Source organism: Longimicrobium sp., assembly GCA_036377595.1.
Lineage (GTDB): Bacteria > Gemmatimonadota > Gemmatimonadetes > Longimicrobiales > Longimicrobiaceae > Longimicrobium.
Genome location: DASUYB010000089.1, coordinates 35224 through 49532 on the forward strand (window position 1 = coordinate 35224; position 14309 = coordinate 49532).

Annotated in this window: 14 protein-coding genes; 8 read left to right on the plus strand and 6 right to left on the minus strand. The window is 73.7% G+C overall.

The window, feature by feature from the left end; all coding sequences use genetic code 11:
• Nucleotides 1-285: 285 nt before the first annotated feature.
• From VF092_12885 to VF092_12895, 3 genes are read left to right on the plus strand one after another with little or no spacing between them, the layout of a single operon-like run.
• On the plus strand, nucleotides 286-1557 hold the full coding sequence (locus VF092_12885) for an aspartate kinase (GenBank protein HEX6748183.1): 1272 nt from the start codon (nucleotides 286-288) through the stop codon (nucleotides 1555-1557).
• Nucleotides 1558-1569: 12 nt separating this feature from the next.
• Nucleotides 1570-2577 carry an aspartate-semialdehyde dehydrogenase gene (locus tag VF092_12890; GenBank protein HEX6748184.1) on the plus strand — a complete coding sequence of 336 codons (1008 nt, stop codon included), beginning with the start codon at nucleotides 1570-1572 and terminating at the stop codon, nucleotides 2575-2577.
• On the plus strand, nucleotides 2570-3133 hold the full coding sequence (locus tag VF092_12895) for an NUDIX hydrolase (protein HEX6748185.1): 564 nt from the start codon (nucleotides 2570-2572) through the stop codon (nucleotides 3131-3133). The genes VF092_12890 and VF092_12895 overlap by 8 nt, the downstream gene beginning before the upstream one ends.
• A gap of 132 nt (nucleotides 3134-3265) precedes the next feature.
• Here the strand turns inward: VF092_12895 and VF092_12900 are convergent, their stop codons facing one another.
• From VF092_12900 to VF092_12920, 5 genes are all read right to left on the minus strand, one after another.
• Nucleotides 3266-4090: a hypothetical protein gene (locus VF092_12900; GenBank protein ID HEX6748186.1), complete on the minus strand. Its 825-nt coding sequence runs from the start codon at nucleotides 4088-4090 to the stop codon at nucleotides 3266-3268.
• A 25-nt stretch (nucleotides 4091-4115) separates the two neighbouring features.
• On the minus strand, nucleotides 4116-5345 hold the full coding sequence (locus tag VF092_12905) for a hypothetical protein (protein HEX6748187.1): 1230 nt from the start codon (nucleotides 5343-5345) through the stop codon (nucleotides 4116-4118).
• Nucleotides 5338-6420 (minus strand): multicopper oxidase domain-containing protein, encoded by a 1083-nt coding sequence (locus tag VF092_12910; GenBank protein HEX6748188.1) that lies wholly within the window; start codon nucleotides 6418-6420, stop codon nucleotides 5338-5340. Before VF092_12910 ends, VF092_12905 begins: the two co-directional genes overlap by 8 nt.
• A 14-nt stretch (nucleotides 6421-6434) precedes the next feature.
• Nucleotides 6435-6896 (minus strand): metal-dependent transcriptional regulator, encoded by a 462-nt coding sequence (locus tag VF092_12915; GenBank protein HEX6748189.1) that lies wholly within the window; start codon nucleotides 6894-6896, stop codon nucleotides 6435-6437.
• Between the two features lie 255 nt (nucleotides 6897-7151).
• Complete coding sequence (locus tag VF092_12920) at nucleotides 7152-7373, minus strand: hypothetical protein (protein ID HEX6748190.1); 222 nt, start codon at nucleotides 7371-7373, stop codon at nucleotides 7152-7154.
• A gap of 319 nt (nucleotides 7374-7692) precedes the next feature.
• Here VF092_12920 and VF092_12925 point away from each other — a divergent pair, with 319 nt between their 5' ends.
• Entirely contained in the window at nucleotides 7693-8361 is a 669-nt protein-coding gene (locus VF092_12925) for a 3D domain-containing protein (GenBank protein HEX6748191.1), read from the plus strand.
• Nucleotides 8362-8436: 75 nt separating this feature from the next.
• Here the strand turns inward: VF092_12925 and VF092_12930 are convergent, their stop codons facing one another.
• Nucleotides 8437-8937: a hypothetical protein gene (locus tag VF092_12930; GenBank protein ID HEX6748192.1), complete on the minus strand. Its 501-nt coding sequence runs from the start codon at nucleotides 8935-8937 to the stop codon at nucleotides 8437-8439.
• Nucleotides 8938-9254: 317 nt separating this feature from the next.
• On the opposite strand from VF092_12930, the gene VF092_12935 reads away from it, so the two are divergent.
• The 4 genes from VF092_12935 (at nucleotide 9255) to VF092_12950 (ending at nucleotide 14221) form a co-directional block, all read left to right on the plus strand.
• Nucleotides 9255-10124: a hypothetical protein gene (locus tag VF092_12935; protein ID HEX6748193.1), complete on the plus strand. Its 870-nt coding sequence runs from the start codon at nucleotides 9255-9257 to the stop codon at nucleotides 10122-10124.
• A 349-nt stretch (nucleotides 10125-10473) separates the two neighbouring features.
• A complete protein-coding gene (locus VF092_12940) occupies nucleotides 10474-12936 on the plus strand; it encodes a TonB-dependent receptor (GenBank protein HEX6748194.1) in 2463 nt (820 codons plus the stop codon).
• Nucleotides 12936-13445 (plus strand): sigma-70 family RNA polymerase sigma factor, encoded by a 510-nt coding sequence (locus tag VF092_12945; GenBank protein ID HEX6748195.1) that lies wholly within the window; start codon nucleotides 12936-12938, stop codon nucleotides 13443-13445. Before VF092_12940 ends, VF092_12945 begins: the two co-directional genes overlap by 1 nt.
• Nucleotides 13427-14221 carry a hypothetical protein gene (locus tag VF092_12950; protein ID HEX6748196.1) on the plus strand — a complete coding sequence of 265 codons (795 nt, stop codon included), beginning with the start codon at nucleotides 13427-13429 and terminating at the stop codon, nucleotides 14219-14221. Before VF092_12945 ends, VF092_12950 begins: the two co-directional genes overlap by 19 nt.
• The last annotated feature ends 88 nt before the right edge of the window (nucleotides 14222-14309 follow it).

Here is a 14309-nt window from a genome sequence, read left to right on the forward strand (position 1 = left end):
TGGTGCATCCAGCCCCACGCGCAAAGACGTCATCCTGAGGGAGCGCCGCACCGACCCGGCGTCCGCACCGAATTCCGGCGCTCCCGAAGGATCTATCGCCGGCCCACGAGCGACAGCCGGGCTCACGCGCGGAGGCAGGCCACGGATCCTTCGGCCTGCGACCTTCGGCGCCGGCGCGATGACGGTGTGGCCGGCCTCGGGCTGACGTCCGTCGGTGGCGCGGAGGCCCGACACGGCGACGTGGCGAAGAGCAGGTTCTGACCGTCAACACATCACCTGATCCATATGCTGCTGGTCCAGAAGTACGGGGGAACGTCGGTGGGGTCGCCGGAGCGGATCCGCGCGGTGGCGATGCGCGTGGCGAACGCGCGCCGGCGCGGGCACGACCTTGTGGTCGTCGTCTCCGCGATGGGCGACACGACGGACGACCTGACGACGCTCGCCTCGCTGGTGACGGGACGCGAGCGGCCGCAGGACGAGCATCCACGCGAGATGGACATGCTGCTGACCGCCGGTGAGCGCATCGCCGCGGCGCTGCTGACCATGGCCATCCGCGAGCAGGGCTTCGAGGCACGCTCGTTCACCGGCAGCCAAGCCGCCATCATCACCGACACGCGCCACACCGCCGCCCGCATCCGCGAGGTGAAGGCCGGCCGCGTGCGCGAGGCGCTGGACGACGGCTGCATCGCCATCGTCGCCGGCTTCCAGGGCGTGTCGACGGAGAAGGAGATCACCACGCTCGGCCGCGGCGGGTCGGACACCACCGCCGTCGCGCTCGCCGCCGCGCTGGGGGCGGACGCGTGCGAGATCTACACCGACGTCGACGGCGTCTACACGGCCGACCCGCGGCGCGTCCCCGGCGCGCGGGTGATCCGCCAGCTGACGCACGCGGAGATGATGGAGATGGCGGCCAACGGGGCGCAGGTCATGCATGGCCGCGCGGTGGACATCGGCGACCGCTTCGGCGTGGACATCCGCGTGCTGAGCAGCTTCGTGGACGACGGCGGCGACGGGGAGCGCGGGACCCTCATCACCCACAGGGCGCGGACGATGGAAGAGATGGTGGTGACCGGGGTTGCGCCGAAAGGCGGGCAGGCCAAGCTGGTCCTGCGCGGGCTGGCCCCGGGGATGCAAACGCAGACGGTGCTGCTGGAGGCGCTGGCCGCCGCCGGCATCAGCGTGGACATGGTCAACGAGAGCTTCGCCGGCGATGGGCGGATGCAGCTGCAGCTGACCGTACCCGAGGAAAGCGCGTCGCAGGCCGAGGAAGTGCTGCGCGGGGCGCTGGAGCCGCTGGGCGGCGGGCACGTGGCCGCGCACACCGGCCTCTCGCGCATCGCGCTGGTAGGGAACGGGATGACGGGGCGGCCGGGCGTCTACGCCAGGGCGTACCGCGCGCTGCTCGACGCGGGGATCGAGGTGCAGGGCGTCTCCACCTCGTCCATCTCCATCACCGTCCTGGTCCCCACGGAGCGCGAGACCGAGGCGGTGCAGGCGCTGCACGGCGCCTTCCGGCTGGAGGAAGCGGGCACGGCCGCCGGGGTCGCGGAACGATAAAAGGGGAGAACGATGCACGTTGCGGTACTGGGTGCCACGGGCGCGGTGGGACGGACCATGCTGGACGTCCTGGCCGAGCGGCGGATCAAGGTCGATCGCCTGACGGCGCTGGCCTCGGAGCGCTCCGCGGGGAAGACGGTGCGCTTCGGCGGGCGCGACGTGACCGTAGAGGCGCCGCGCCCGGGCATCTTCCAGGGCGTGGACGTGGCGCTCTTCTCCGCCGGCGCCACGCGCTCGAAGGAGTGGGGCCCGCGCGCGGCGGACGAGGGCGCGGTGGTGATCGACAACTCGTCCGCCTGGCGGATGGATCCCGACGTCCCCCTGGTGGTTCCCGAGGTGAACATGGCCGCGGCGGAAGAGCGGCCGAAGGGGATCATCGCCAACCCCAACTGCTCCACCATCCAGATGGTCGTCGCCCTCCAGGCGGTGCGGCGGGCGGCGGGGCTCGCGCGCGTGGTGGCCACCACCTACCAGTCCGCCAGCGGCGCGGGCGAGACGGGGCGCGACGCGCTGCTGCGGGAGCTCGAGGGCGAGGGGCTGCAGGCGGTGAAGCTCGGCGCGCCGGTGGACGGCTCTCCCTTCACTCGCCGCATCGCGGGGAACGTGGTGCCGCAGATCGGCGACTTCGACGACGAGGGGTGGACGGGCGAGGAGCGGAAGATGATCAACGAGACCCGCAAGATCCTCGGCCTTCCCGACCTTCCCGTCGCCGCGACCTGCGTGCGCGTTCCCGTCGAGGTCGGCCACAGCGTGCAGGTGATGGTGGAGACGGAGAAGGAGATGCTGCTGGACTCGCTCCGCCGCGCGCTGGTGGTGTTCCCCGGGATCCTGATGGCGGGGGGGCCGGAGTCGTTCCCCACGCCGCTGGAGATCGCGGGGCGCAACGAGGTGTTCGTGGGCCGGCTGCGGAGCGACCCCGACCTGCCGCGCACCTTCCACCTCTGGGTGGTGGCCGACAACCTGCGCAAGGGCGCGGCGACCAACGCCGTGCAGATCCTGGAGCGGCTGGGCGGTGGGTAAGCGGCGCGGACGCGGCGGGCGCGGCGGCGCCATCCGGCCGGTGGTGGAGACCAGCGCGGGCGGGGTCATCTACCGCTGGAGGGACGGCGCCGCGCACGTGCTGCTGATCCGCGACCGCTACCACCACTGGGGCTTCCCCAAGGGCCACCTCGAGGGAGCGGAGACCGCCGCCGACGCCGCGCTCCGCGAGGTCGTCGAGGAGACGGGGCTGCAGGAGCTGCGTCTCGGTCCCGAGCTGCGCACGATCGACTGGTTCTTCCGCTTCCGCGGCCGCCTGATCCACAAGTACTGCCACTTCTACCTGATCGAATCTCCCGAAGGCGACACCTGTCCCCAGCTGGAGGAGGGGATCACCGAGTGCGTGTGGCTGCCGCTGCACGAGGCCATCGCCAGCATCAGCTACGACAACGCGCGCGAGGTGCTGGAGATCGCCGCGCGGCTGCTGCTGGGCGATGGGCGGCCGGCGAATCCTCCCGGCCGCGACGGCGGCGACCCGCTGGACCTGCACGCGGCGGAGGAGCTGGTGGAGGTGATGGAGGCGGACCGGCGATCCTGATCGAGCTCACCTCGAGCGAAGACGACGGCCTCGCGCGGAAACGCGTGAGGCCGTCGTGCTTACGGACGGGTGACGATTCGTCGCGGCCCCCTCCCCAGCGCAGCGGCGGAAGGGTCCGTCCCCGCTTCCGCGTCAGCGTCCGGCGCGTGAGTACGGGTGCTCCAGGCTCAGGTAGAGGAACACGCCGCGCTCGCCGCGGCTGGGTCCGATGCCGATGGGCACCGCCACGCCCGGAACCACCTGCAGCCCCGAGGGGAAGTCGATGGCGAAGCGGACGCCGGGGGAAAGGAGGAGGCTGCTCGCGGCGGCGCGCTCACCGGGGCCGGTGACCTCCTCCTCGCGCGTCCAGGCCGCCTCCAGCAGCAGGTTCGCCTTCGGATGGACGAGCCAGACCAGGCTCTGGCCCAGGTTCACGCCGGTGGTGCGCGCCTCGTTCCCGTCCGCGTCGCGGGCGGCGGGCGTCAGCGTGGCCCCGGCGTTGGTGTGGGCCACGACGCCGGCGGAGAGGGTGAGGCTGACCGGGAGGTTCACCTGCACGGCCGCCCCGCCCGCTCCCCTCCCACGGGCGGCGTCGCCCGTGGGAAGGAGCACGCTCAGCCGCGGCGCCACCGCCAGCGGTCCGCCGGCGGCGCCGGCGAGCTGGTAGCGGTAGTGGAGCGCGACGTCGCCCACCCCCACCCCGCCGCCGGACGCCCCGCCCGCGTTCTGGAAGGGAAGCGTGAAGCTCGCCTGATGGCGCCGCCCGAAGAGCGGCCACTCCTGCGTGAAGCCGTACTCCCACGAGCGCCCTCCCCTGGTCAGGGAGACGGCGCTGATGTGCTGCACGACCCCCGACTCCTGGTTGTAGGCCTCCTCGATCAGGAAGCTGTTGTCCTGGATCGGGGCGGGCGGCGCCGACTGCGCGCGCGCGGACGGCGCCGCGAGCAGGAGGAGGGCGACCGGCAGAGTACGCTTCATGGCAGGCGTTCCCGGAAACGTGGGTTCAGGCGGGCACGAGCAGCCCGGTGGCGTACATCACCAGCAGGCCGGCCAGCAGCCCGGCCGCGTTCAGCGGGCGCAGGAGCGCGCCGCCCTCGCGCCCGGCCAGCATGCGCCAGAGCACGAACACCACCTGCGCGATGGCGCCCACGCCCACGGCAAAGAACAGCGTGGTCCAGAACGGCGAGTGGGTGAAGCCGCCGATCCACGCGCCCACCACCGTGGGCACCCCCGCCAGCGCGCCCAGCAGCAGCAGGCGGCCCGGCGCCGGCCGCTCGCGCGCGAGCGGGGCCACGATCCCCAGCCCCTCGGTGGTGTTGTGGATCAGGAAGCCCACCACCAGGAAGGTGCCCAGCGCGATCTCGCCCGTGGCGTAGGCGCTCCCGATCAGCAGCCCCTCGCCCAGGTTGTGCAGCCCGATCCCCGCCGCCACCAGCGTGGCCACGGCCCACGGCGTGGCGGCGCCCGCGCCGGACCTGCCGCGCCGCCCCAGCGCGCCCAGTGCCAGCGGCGTGCCCGCCACCCCCAGCAGCACCAGCCCGGTTCCCTGGTACGGACCGGGAACGCGCCCCGCGAACTCCAGCGCCTCGCCCAGCGCGTCGACCCCCAGGAACACCAGCAGCCCCACCGTCAGGCTCAGGAAGAAGTCGACCCAGCGGCGCTCGAGCGTGCGCAGGAAGGGGAGCCAGAGCAGCCCCAGGAAGACGGGGATCACCCCCGCGTAGATCCCCAGCAGCGCGAAGGTGCCCACGAAGCGGCCGCTGGCCCGCGGCGTCTCGGTGGCCACCGCCACCTCGCCGTCGAAGGTCAGCCCGGTGGCGGTCACCAGCTTCACCGCCACCGGCTCGCCCTCCACCCAGGGATAGGGGATGGTCACGGTGCGCCGCTCCAGCCGGCCCAGGGTGCGGCCGCCGTCGAGCGAGTGCGCCCACGCCGCGTCGTCCACCAGCACCTGCGCGATGGTCACGGGCTCGGGCCCGCTGTTGACCACCGACACGCGCAGCTCGCCCGGCCGGGGAAGGGTGATCCGCTCCACCGTGAGCTCCTCGACGGGCGGAAAGCCCTTGCGGAACACGCCGACCGGGCCGAAGCGCAGGAAGGCCAGCACCAGCACGGCCAGCAGGAGGAGCGGGCCGGCGCCCTTCGCCCACCCCGGGAGCGCGCGCCGCGGGCCCGGCGCGGGAGGCGCGGCCTCTCCGCGCGGCCCGGGCGGCGCCGTCAGCGTCTCAGGCATGGGGCTCCTCCCGGACGTCGAACACGCCCGTCCACCCGAGCTCGGCGAACTCGCTCTGGTGCGCGTGGAACATGTACTTCCCCGGGTACTTGAACGAGAACTCCAGCACGGCGCGCTCGCCCTGGCAGAGCATCACCGTGTCGGTGTACTCGTAGCGCTCCAGGTCTGTCCCCGTGCGGTAGCAGCGGAACAGGTTCCCGTGCAGGTGCAGCGAGTTGATCAGGTCGAACTCGGTCACGTTCACCAGGTACAGCCGCACCAGCTCGCCCAGGCGCACGGGGATGGGGTGCTTCTGGTAGTGGTGCGCCACCGTGTTCACCGCGTAAACCTCGTTCTCGCCGTCGAGGTTGGTGTCGAAGCCGTTCATCACCATCACCAGCTCGCGCGCCGGGGGGCGGCCGCCGCGGGGGTCGATGATGAAGGTGCCGTACAGCCCCTTGTGCAGATGGCGCTTGAGGGGAACGGCGTGGCAGTGGTAGAGGTGGAGGCCGAAGGGCTCGGCGTCGAACTCGTAGAGGAAGCTCCCCCCCGGCGGCACGATCTCGAACGAGCCGTCCATCCCGGCGGGGTGGATGCCGTGGAAGTGGATGGTGTGCGGGTGGCTGCCGGCGTTGGCGAAGCGCACGCGCAGGCGGTCGCCCTCGGTGCAGCGGATGGTGGGCCCCGGCACCTGGCCGTTGTACGTCCACGCGGGGAAGAAGACGCCCGGCGCCACCTCGATCTCGCGCTCCATCGCCACGATCTCGTACTCGCGCAGCGTCTGCCCCGAGGCCAGGCGCGACACCTTGCCGCCGTCGAAGTGGCCCAGGAACGCCGCCGGGTCGAACCCGCCCGGCCGCAGCTCGCCCACGGCCATCATGCTCTCGTGCGAGCCATGCGCGCCCAGGTGGCCGCCGCCGGTCACTACGCCCGCCAACCCGGCGGCGGCGGCGTGCCGGGGAAGCGCCAGTGCGCCGGCGGCGGTGGCCAGCGCGGCGCCGCCCAGCACGCCCGCGCGCAGCAGCTCGCGGCGGGTGAGCCCGGGGGTAGAAAGCGCCGGCTCGACTCCGGCGGTGGGGCCGTCGTCCACGTACATCGTTCCTCTCTCGTTCAGGCCGCGCCGGGCGCGGCTCCCATGATGTCCGGCACCGTCCTCCGCACCGCACCCGGGCGGGCAGGGATCGGCGCGCCGTGCGGGTCGTGCTCGGGACTGCCGAGGAAGCGCGCCATCGCCTCGACGAGCTCGTCCGACGCGGCGTGCTCCAGCCGCTCGGCCTCGGGATGCACGGCGTCGGGGCGGAAGCCGAGGGTGCGCACCAGGAAGGTTTCCAGGATCCGGTGCCGCCGCAGCACGCGGACGGCCTCGTGGCGCCCGCGCAGGGTGAGCCGGGCGCCGTGATACGGCTCGTAGTCCACCAGGCCGGCCTCGGCCAGGCGCTTCAGCATGGCTGTGGCCGCCGCCGCGCTCACGCCCAGCAGGTCGGCCAGCACCACCGTGCGCGCCTCCTCGGCCCGGTTGGCGAGCGCCAGCAGGGCCTTGAGATAGTCTTCGACGGTGGCAGTCAGGCGCATGGGTATCAACAGGTCCGAAGTCTTTATTTAGACTAATCTAAAATTTTTCTTCGTCAAGACGCATCTACCGCAAAAATTCCATCTCCTCTTGGTGAAGACGTCGATCGAAACAGATGCCTGTCGGGCTAGAAGCTTGCGCCGACGCGGGTTGCGGTGTGCGATGGAGGTCTGGAGCGATGGCCATGCGAGGAACTGCGAGCGGTGCCGGGAGAACCGTCTCCCGGCGCCGCTTCTTCATCCCCCTGCCCCGCCCTTTCAGGCGAAGCGGCGGCGGGCGTAGCGGGCGATGGGGACCAGCGCCGCGGCGGTGGTCAGCGCGTGGCCGGTCAGGCGCAGCGCGCGGTGGTCCTTGTCGCGCAGCTTCTTCCCCGCCCAGCGGCTGGCGCCCGCGACGGCCGCCGCCTGGAGGCCCTCCAGCGCCAGGAACGTAAGCCCGGCCCGCTTCGCCAGGTTCAGGATCCGTCTACGCTTGCCCATCTCGTTTCCTCCGTTGTAGTTACGGCATCTCTCGCTTGCCGTTTTCCATCGCAGGAAGCGTGCGCGATCCATCTCGCATCTGCTCCAGCAAACCGTCGCAGAGGGGAAACATGCGGATCATTTCATTGCGGCGTCTCCATTGGGGACGTACTATACGCGCGCTTCCCCACCCCGCCATGGACCACCCGGGCGACGCGAACTCGGCGGCGCGTGGTGAAGCACTGCCGGTCTGGACATGGTGAGGGGAGCGCCGCGCCACCGTTGCGGTTTCGGGCGGAAGCGTGGTGGGGTGGATCCGAAACCTGTTCCCGGAGGGGAAATGATCACGAACCGCGTCGACCACGATACCAATCAGCCGCGAAGACGGCTGCGGCCCGCGAAGGTGATGGCTCCCGCCTTCGTGCTGCTGATCTCCGCCACGGCCCTGGCCGAATGGGCCTGCGCGCCGCGCACCCGCACCGCCGCAGAGCCCGCCGGATCGAGCTCCTTCGTCTCCGCCGCGCAGGCCGCCGTCCTGCAGACCCCCGCACCCGATCCGCAGCCCGCCGCCGCGGCGCCCGCGCCCGCCCAGCCCGCCACGCTGGCCGAGCTCGACGCGCAGCTGGTGGCGCGCATGCGCCAGCAGATCACCGACGAGGTGACGGCGCAGATGCAGGGGCGCGTGGAGCAGGCGGCGGCCGAGGCGTTCCCGGTGCGCCAGCGGATGGAGATGAGCTCCACCATGTACTGCCTGAAGGGGCACATGCGCACCGGCGTCCGCACCCGCGACGGGATGGCGGCGGGCGACCCGCGCGTGCTGCCGCTGGGCTCGGTGGTGCGGGTGAGCCGGCCGAACGGCGAGCTGATCGGCATCTTCGTGATCATGGACACGGGCGGCGCCATCAACGGCAACAAGATCGACCTGTACGTCGACTCCTGCCGCGAGGCCGAGCGCTGGGGCCGCCACCCGGTGGTCGCCGAGGTGCTGGACATCGGCAAGCGGATCTGATCTCCGCCGATCGGGAACGAGAAGACGGGCCCGGCGCATCCCGCGCCGGGCCCGTTCTCGTTGCCGCGGTGGAGGCTAGAAGTCCTCCGGGCCGTCGTATCCCACGTCCGAGGTCTTCGTCAGGACGAAGTGGCCGCTGCGCGTGGCCGGGATCGGCTGGTCTCTGGCGAGGCCCTCGTACGCCTCGAGGTAGCCCTCGATCTGCGTCGGGTGGAGCTCGCCGAAGCTGTGCCAGTCGCCCGAGAAGGAGAAGTGCACCCGCCCGTTCTCCACCTCGCCCTCCATCCGCCACGCCTCGGAGTTCAGCGTGTCGGGCTTCCCGGTCACCGGGTGCACGCAGATGCGGGGCGCCGGCTCGGACTCGCCGAAGACGTGGGACCCGTTCTGCCGCAGATGGAGGGTGATCTCCGCGTGGCAGTGCATGTTCGGGATGGTGTAGGGGAACATCCTGTACTCGGTGGCCGTGTACCGCCACGTGCCGGTCAGGGGCCCGTCGGGGGCGTCGCTCAGGGCGTTCTGGCAGGCGGGGAGGGCCAGCACGAGGGCCGCCACGGCGGCAATACGGAGCTTGGGCATATGGGTCGCCTCTTGAAGATAGCGTTCGGGAAGATGGTCTCGGTACCGGGGCCCGGGGCGGCGCCGCCCTTCGACCTGTAGAATTCGCCACCGCGGATTTTTATGACCCGTCACCGGAAGATTGGACATTCTGCTGTCGGTCCGCCTCGGGGGACGGGCGGCTGAAGCCGCGGCTACAGGAGATGGGAAGCCTCGCAAACCGCGCGAGGCTGTTTGGGAGATTTTAAGGGCGGCCGACTCGTTTGTCATAGAACCCATGCGCGGGGCATTGCAGGGGAAACGGAACCGCCGCTCCCTCCCCTCGTACGCGCATGCCGATGCTTCCATCCCGCCGCGCCTCCGCCGTGATCGCCCTGTTCCTCCTGTTGCCGCCGGCGGCGGAGGCGCGCGCGCAGTGCGAGCACTGTGCCCCGCCCAGCGTGCGCGGCGAGGCGCTGTCGCTGGCGGGGAACGCGCTGATCGGCGGCGTTACGGCGGGGATCGGCGCGCGGCTGCGGGGACGGCCGTTCCTGCGCGCGTTCGCGGGGGGCGCGGCGGGCGGCGCGGTGACGTACGCGGGGAAGCGGATCGCCGCGGAGCACGTGGAGGGCGCCGGGTTCGCGGGGCGCGAGGTGGCGGCCGTGGGGTCGTCGATCTCCGCCAACGCGGCGGCGGGGCGCGGCGCGCTCGACCGGCTGGTGCTTCCCGTCGGCCCCGTGCGCGTGTACCTGGCCCCGCGCGGCGAGGGGCCGGCGGTGCGCGCGCGGGTCGACCTGGCCGCGGTGGCCGCCGCGGCGTTCGCGGCCACCGCGCGCGGCTCGCGCTTCGACGCGCGCGAGAGCCTGTCGTCGGGCGCGCTGGTCTTCCGCGTGCCCGGGGCGCTGGAGGAGGTGGGATACGACGGGCGGCACCTGGCCGGCGTGGTGCAGGTGCGCCAGGGCGGCGACTCGCTGCGGGCCGAGCGCACCGGGGCGCACGAGCGCGTGCACGTGATCCAGTACGACCAGTCGTTCATCCTCTGGGCCGCCCCCGCCGAGGCCGCGCTGATGGACCGCGCGCGCTGGAGCCGCGGTCTCCACCGCTGGATCGACCTGGGGATCAACGCGCCGGCGCTCGCCGGGCTGGGCGCCGTGGTGCCGTACCGCGCGCAGCCGTGGGAGACCGAGGCCGTCTACCTCGCCCGCACGTCGGCGGGCGAGGCGCGGTGAGGATGATGGTGCCGGCGCGGACACCCCCTCGGGTGTCATCCTGAGGGCGCATGCGCCGGCGCGTCCACCGCGCGGATGTCCGCGCGCCCGAAGGATCCAGCCGACGCGGCCGGAAGCTCCGCCCGGTAGCGCAAACATCTCCGCGGGATCGAGTAGATCCTTCGGTCGGCGCCAAGTCGGGGTGTGGACGCGAGTTGGGCGCGGCGCCTCCCTCAGGATGACATCGTTGCGGGAGCGCGATCACAGGCCCCCCGATATCATCCCCGGTCATAAAGATCAGCCGTCGCGCATTCAGTCTCCGCCGGGTCCGGACGCGGACGCGGCATCGAACATCGAATCCGGATCAACGGTGAAGGTTTCTTCCATCCTCGTCTCGCTGGTGATCGCGTCCGCCGCCGCCGGGCCGCCGCTGGGCGCGCAGGCGGTGACGCAGGCGCGGCCGGTGGCGGGCGCGGTGTCCGGCAGCATCGTGGACGCGCAGAGCGAGCTGCCGCTGGCCGGCGCGTCCGTGGCGCTGGAGGCGCGGGCGGGCGGCGCCGCGCGGTCCACGCGCACCGACGCGGCGGGGCGGTACGCGTTCGACGGGGTGACGGCCGGCGAGTACACGCTGCGGGTGCAGCGCATCGGCTACGTGGCCGGCTCGGTGGACGTGGTGCTGCAGGGCGCGGCGAGCGCGTCCGTCTCCCTCGGCCTGCAGGTGCAGCCGGTGCGGCTCCAGCCCATCGCGGCCACCGGCAGCATCCCGGCCGCGCCCGCCAACCCGTTCGCCGCGCGCGAGGGAGCCGCGGACGCGGCGGGCGAGGCGCGGATGGAGGCCGAGCGGCGGCGGCAGCGGACGAACCTGGCCCCCGACGTCCGCGTGCTGACCCGCGCCGACGTGGACGAGGCGGTGCCGCTGGCGGAGAGCGACCTCTTCCGGACCCTGCAGCGCCTTCCCGGCGTCTCCGCGCGCGACGACTACAGCGCGGAGCTGTGGACGCGCGGCGGCTCGTGGGACCACACGCGCGTCTACTTCGACGGGCTGCCGCTCTTCAACCCCGTCCACTCCTCCGGCCTCTTCTCCGGGCCCAATACCGACGCCGTCGGCGCCGCCGCGCTCCACCCCGGCGCGCAGCCGCTGTCCACCGGCGGCGGCGCGGCGGCCACGCTCGACGTCACCTCGCGCCGGGGCGGCGAGCGCGGGCCGGTCGCCGCGGCGGGCGAGCTGTCGCTGGCCAGCGCGCGGCTGGCGCTGGACGGGCGCGCGGGGCCGCAGTCGTGGATGATCGCCGCGCGCAGCAGCCACTTCGGGACGCTGACGCAGCAGGTGGAGAAGCACAGTCGCGACGAGGAAGTCTGGGTCACCCGCCACTTCGCCGACGTGGCCGCGCGGTACGACCTGCGGCTGGGGGATCGAAGCGGCGTCGAGGCGAGCGCGCTCTGGCAGCGCGACGTGGTGGGCGACGGCCCGCAGAGCGACTGGCTGCGCGAGAGCACGCCCACGTGGGGCAGTCTCGCCGCGCGCGCCACCCTCCGCGCGCCGCTCGGCGGGCTCGACGCGCGGGCGACGCTGGGCGGCAGCGGCTTCGGCGCCGAGGTGCGCGACCTCGGCAGCGCGGAGCCGCGCTCCGGCGGCCTCATCTCCTGGCCCACCCTGCTGGCCGCGGAAAGCAGCGTCCGCCACGGCTTCGCGGAGATGCGCGTCGAGCCCGCCGTATCTCCATCCACCGTCACACCCTGGGCGATGGGAATCGGCGCGGTCCGCGAGGAGGCGCGCTACGACGGCCCGCCCATCTACCCGCTCGACGAGTCGCTGCCGCCCCGCACGGTGGATCGCGACGCGGCGCTGACCTATGTCTACGCGTGGGGCGAGCGGCGCTGGAAGCCGGCGCGCACCCTCTCCGCCGAGGCGGGCGTGCGCGTGGAGGCGGGCGAGCGCGTCCCCGGCGCGGGCGCCGTGCGGATCGCGCCGCGGGCGGCGGCGCGGTGGCAGACGGGGCCAGAGCTGACCGTCTCCGCCGCGGCGGGGCGGAGCTGGCACACGCTGCAGGCGGGGCCGGAGCTGCAGGAGCAGGCCATCACCCAGCACCTCTGGCTCCTGGCGGGCGGCGACGTCCCCGCGCTGCGCAGCGACGTGGCGACCGTCGGCGCGGAGCGGTGGATGGGCGGCGGCTGGCTGGCCTCGGTCACGGGGTACGCGCGGCGCTCGACCGGCGTCGCCGTCCGGGACCCCGAGCCGGGGGTGGTGATCGGCCGCGGCTTCGTGGCGGGAACGCTGGACGCGCGCGGGGCGGAGATCTCGCTGCGGCGCCTGGCCGGGCCGTGGACCGCGTCCGCCTCGTACTCGTGGGGCCGCGCGACCATGCGCGCGAGAGGATTCGCCTTCCCCGCGGAGACGGACCAGCGGCACACGCTCGACCTGGCCGCCCGCGTGCGCGTGCCCTTCGGCGTCCGGCTCGGCGCGGCGTTCTCGGCGGGGACGGGCGGCGCGTTCACCCGCTTCTACGGCGGCGTGGCCACCTGCCGGCCGAACCTGGGGTGCGAGTGGACGGAGCTCCCGAGCTCGGGCGAGCCTGGGGGGCTGCGCGCGCCGGCCTTCGCCAGCCTGGACCTGTCGGCCGAGTGGTCGCGGGAGATCGGGGGGATGCGGATCGGCGCGTACGCGCAGCTGCACAACGCGCTGGACCGCGACAACCCCGCGCGCTACCACCGCAGCATCCGCTACGAGCGCTGCGGCTACGGCGCGCCCGACGGCAACGGAGGCTGCACCGACGACGTGTGGGGACGCGGGCTGCCGCGCCTGCCGCTGGCCGGCCTGCGCGTGACCTTCTGATGGACGCGGCCGGGCTGTTCGCGGAGCACCACGCGCCGCTCTTCCGCTATCTCTCGCGCCTGACGGGAGATGCGGACGTGGCGGAGGACGCCGCGCAGGAAGCGTTCGTGCGGCTGATGGAGCGCCCCCCCGCGCCGGGAGAGACGCGCGCCTGGCTCTTCCGCGTGGGGACGAACGCGGCGTGGATGGCGCTGCGCACGCGCGGACGGCGCCGCCGGCTGCTCGAGTCCGCGCCCCTGCGCGCCCCGGTGGGCGACGCCCCGCCGGCGCCGGACGCGGCGGCGGAGACGGCGGAGGTGCGCACGAAGGTGCGGCGGGCGCTGGACGCGCTGGGCGAGCGCGAGCGGCAGATCCTGCTGATGCAGCAGGAGGGGTTCAAGTACCGGGAGATCGCGGAGGCGGTGGGCACCACCACCCAGTCGGTGGGAACGATGCTGGCCCGCGCGCTGAACAAGCTTGCCGCCGAGCTGCGGCTGGACGAGGAGGACGGATGGCACCCGACGCGCTGACGAACGCGCACCCCGACGACGGGCTGCTGCTGCGGCTGATGGACGGCGAGGCGGACCCCGCCGAGCGCGCCGACGCCGCCCGGCACGTGGAGACGTGCATCGCCTGCCGCGAGCGGATGGCGCGCGTCCGCCTGCGCCGCGAGCGGCTCACGGCGATGCTGGCGGCGGCGGACTTCCCCATCCCCGGATCGATCGCGCCCGCATCGGCGAAGACGGAGCCGGAGGTGATCCCGCTGCGTGCGCGCCGCCCGGCGCCCGCGCGGCCGCGGGCGACGTGGCTCCGCGCGGCCGCCACCATCGTCCTCCTCCTCGCCGCCGCGGCGATGGCGACGCCGGCGCGCGCGTGGATCGCGCAGTGGCTGGGCGCGCGCTGGGCGGCGATCACGCACCGGGAGACCACGCCGCGCCCCGCGCCCGCACCGGCGCCGGCCGCTCCGGTGGCGCCGCAGACGCGCACGTCGGCGCAGGTGCGCTTCGTCCCCGCGGGGAGCGAGCTGCGGGTGGACGTCGCGCATCCGCAGGCGGCGGGCGCGCTGACGCTCGTTCCCGTCGCGGGCCCGTCCGCCGGCGCCGAAGTCGTCGGCGGCGACGAGGTGAACCTGCTGGTGATCCCCGCGGGCGTGCGCATCGGCAACGCGGACGGGACCGTCGCCAGCTACCGCATCACCGTCCCCGAAGCCGTCCGCCGCGTCCGCGTTCGCATCGCTGGCGGCGGCGAAGTAGTCGTCCCGCGCGCGGAGATCGGCGGCGGGCGAACGATTCCGCTCGCGCGGTAGGCATGAAATCACCCTCCCCCCAGTCGGGTTTGGGGGGAGGGTCGCGCGAAGCGCGGGGAGGGGGGCGGGGATGCCGCGGCCGCACCGT

What these genes read in the sequence shown, in the direction of transcription:
- VF092_12885 (HEX6748183.1), top strand. Translation starts at nt 286, where the DNA reads ATGCTGCTGGTCCAGAAGTACGGGGGAACGTCGGTGGGGTCGCCGGAG.
- VF092_12890 (HEX6748184.1), top strand. Translation starts at nt 1,570, where the DNA reads ATGCACGTTGCGGTACTGGGTGCCACGGGCGCGGTGGGACGGACCATG.
- VF092_12900 (HEX6748186.1), bottom strand. Translation starts at nt 4,090, where the DNA reads ATGAAGCGTACTCTGCCGGTCGCCCTCCTCCTGCTCGCGGCGCCGTCC.
- VF092_12905 (HEX6748187.1), bottom strand. Translation starts at nt 5,345, where the DNA reads ATGCCTGAGACGCTGACGGCGCCGCCCGGGCCGCGCGGAGAGGCCGCG.
- VF092_12910 (HEX6748188.1), bottom strand. Translation starts at nt 6,420, where the DNA reads ATGTACGTGGACGACGGCCCCACCGCCGGAGTCGAGCCGGCGCTTTCT.
- VF092_12915 (HEX6748189.1), bottom strand. Translation starts at nt 6,896, where the DNA reads ATGCGCCTGACTGCCACCGTCGAAGACTATCTCAAGGCCCTGCTGGCG.
- VF092_12920 (HEX6748190.1), bottom strand. Translation starts at nt 7,373, where the DNA reads ATGGGCAAGCGTAGACGGATCCTGAACCTGGCGAAGCGGGCCGGGCTT.
- VF092_12925 (HEX6748191.1), top strand. Translation starts at nt 7,693, where the DNA reads ATGATCACGAACCGCGTCGACCACGATACCAATCAGCCGCGAAGACGG.
- VF092_12930 (HEX6748192.1), bottom strand. Translation starts at nt 8,937, where the DNA reads ATGCCCAAGCTCCGTATTGCCGCCGTGGCGGCCCTCGTGCTGGCCCTC.
- VF092_12935 (HEX6748193.1), top strand. Translation starts at nt 9,255, where the DNA reads ATGCTTCCATCCCGCCGCGCCTCCGCCGTGATCGCCCTGTTCCTCCTG.
- VF092_12945 (HEX6748195.1), top strand. Translation starts at nt 12,936, where the DNA reads ATGGACGCGGCCGGGCTGTTCGCGGAGCACCACGCGCCGCTCTTCCGC.
- VF092_12950 (HEX6748196.1), top strand. Translation starts at nt 13,427, where the DNA reads ATGGCACCCGACGCGCTGACGAACGCGCACCCCGACGACGGGCTGCTG.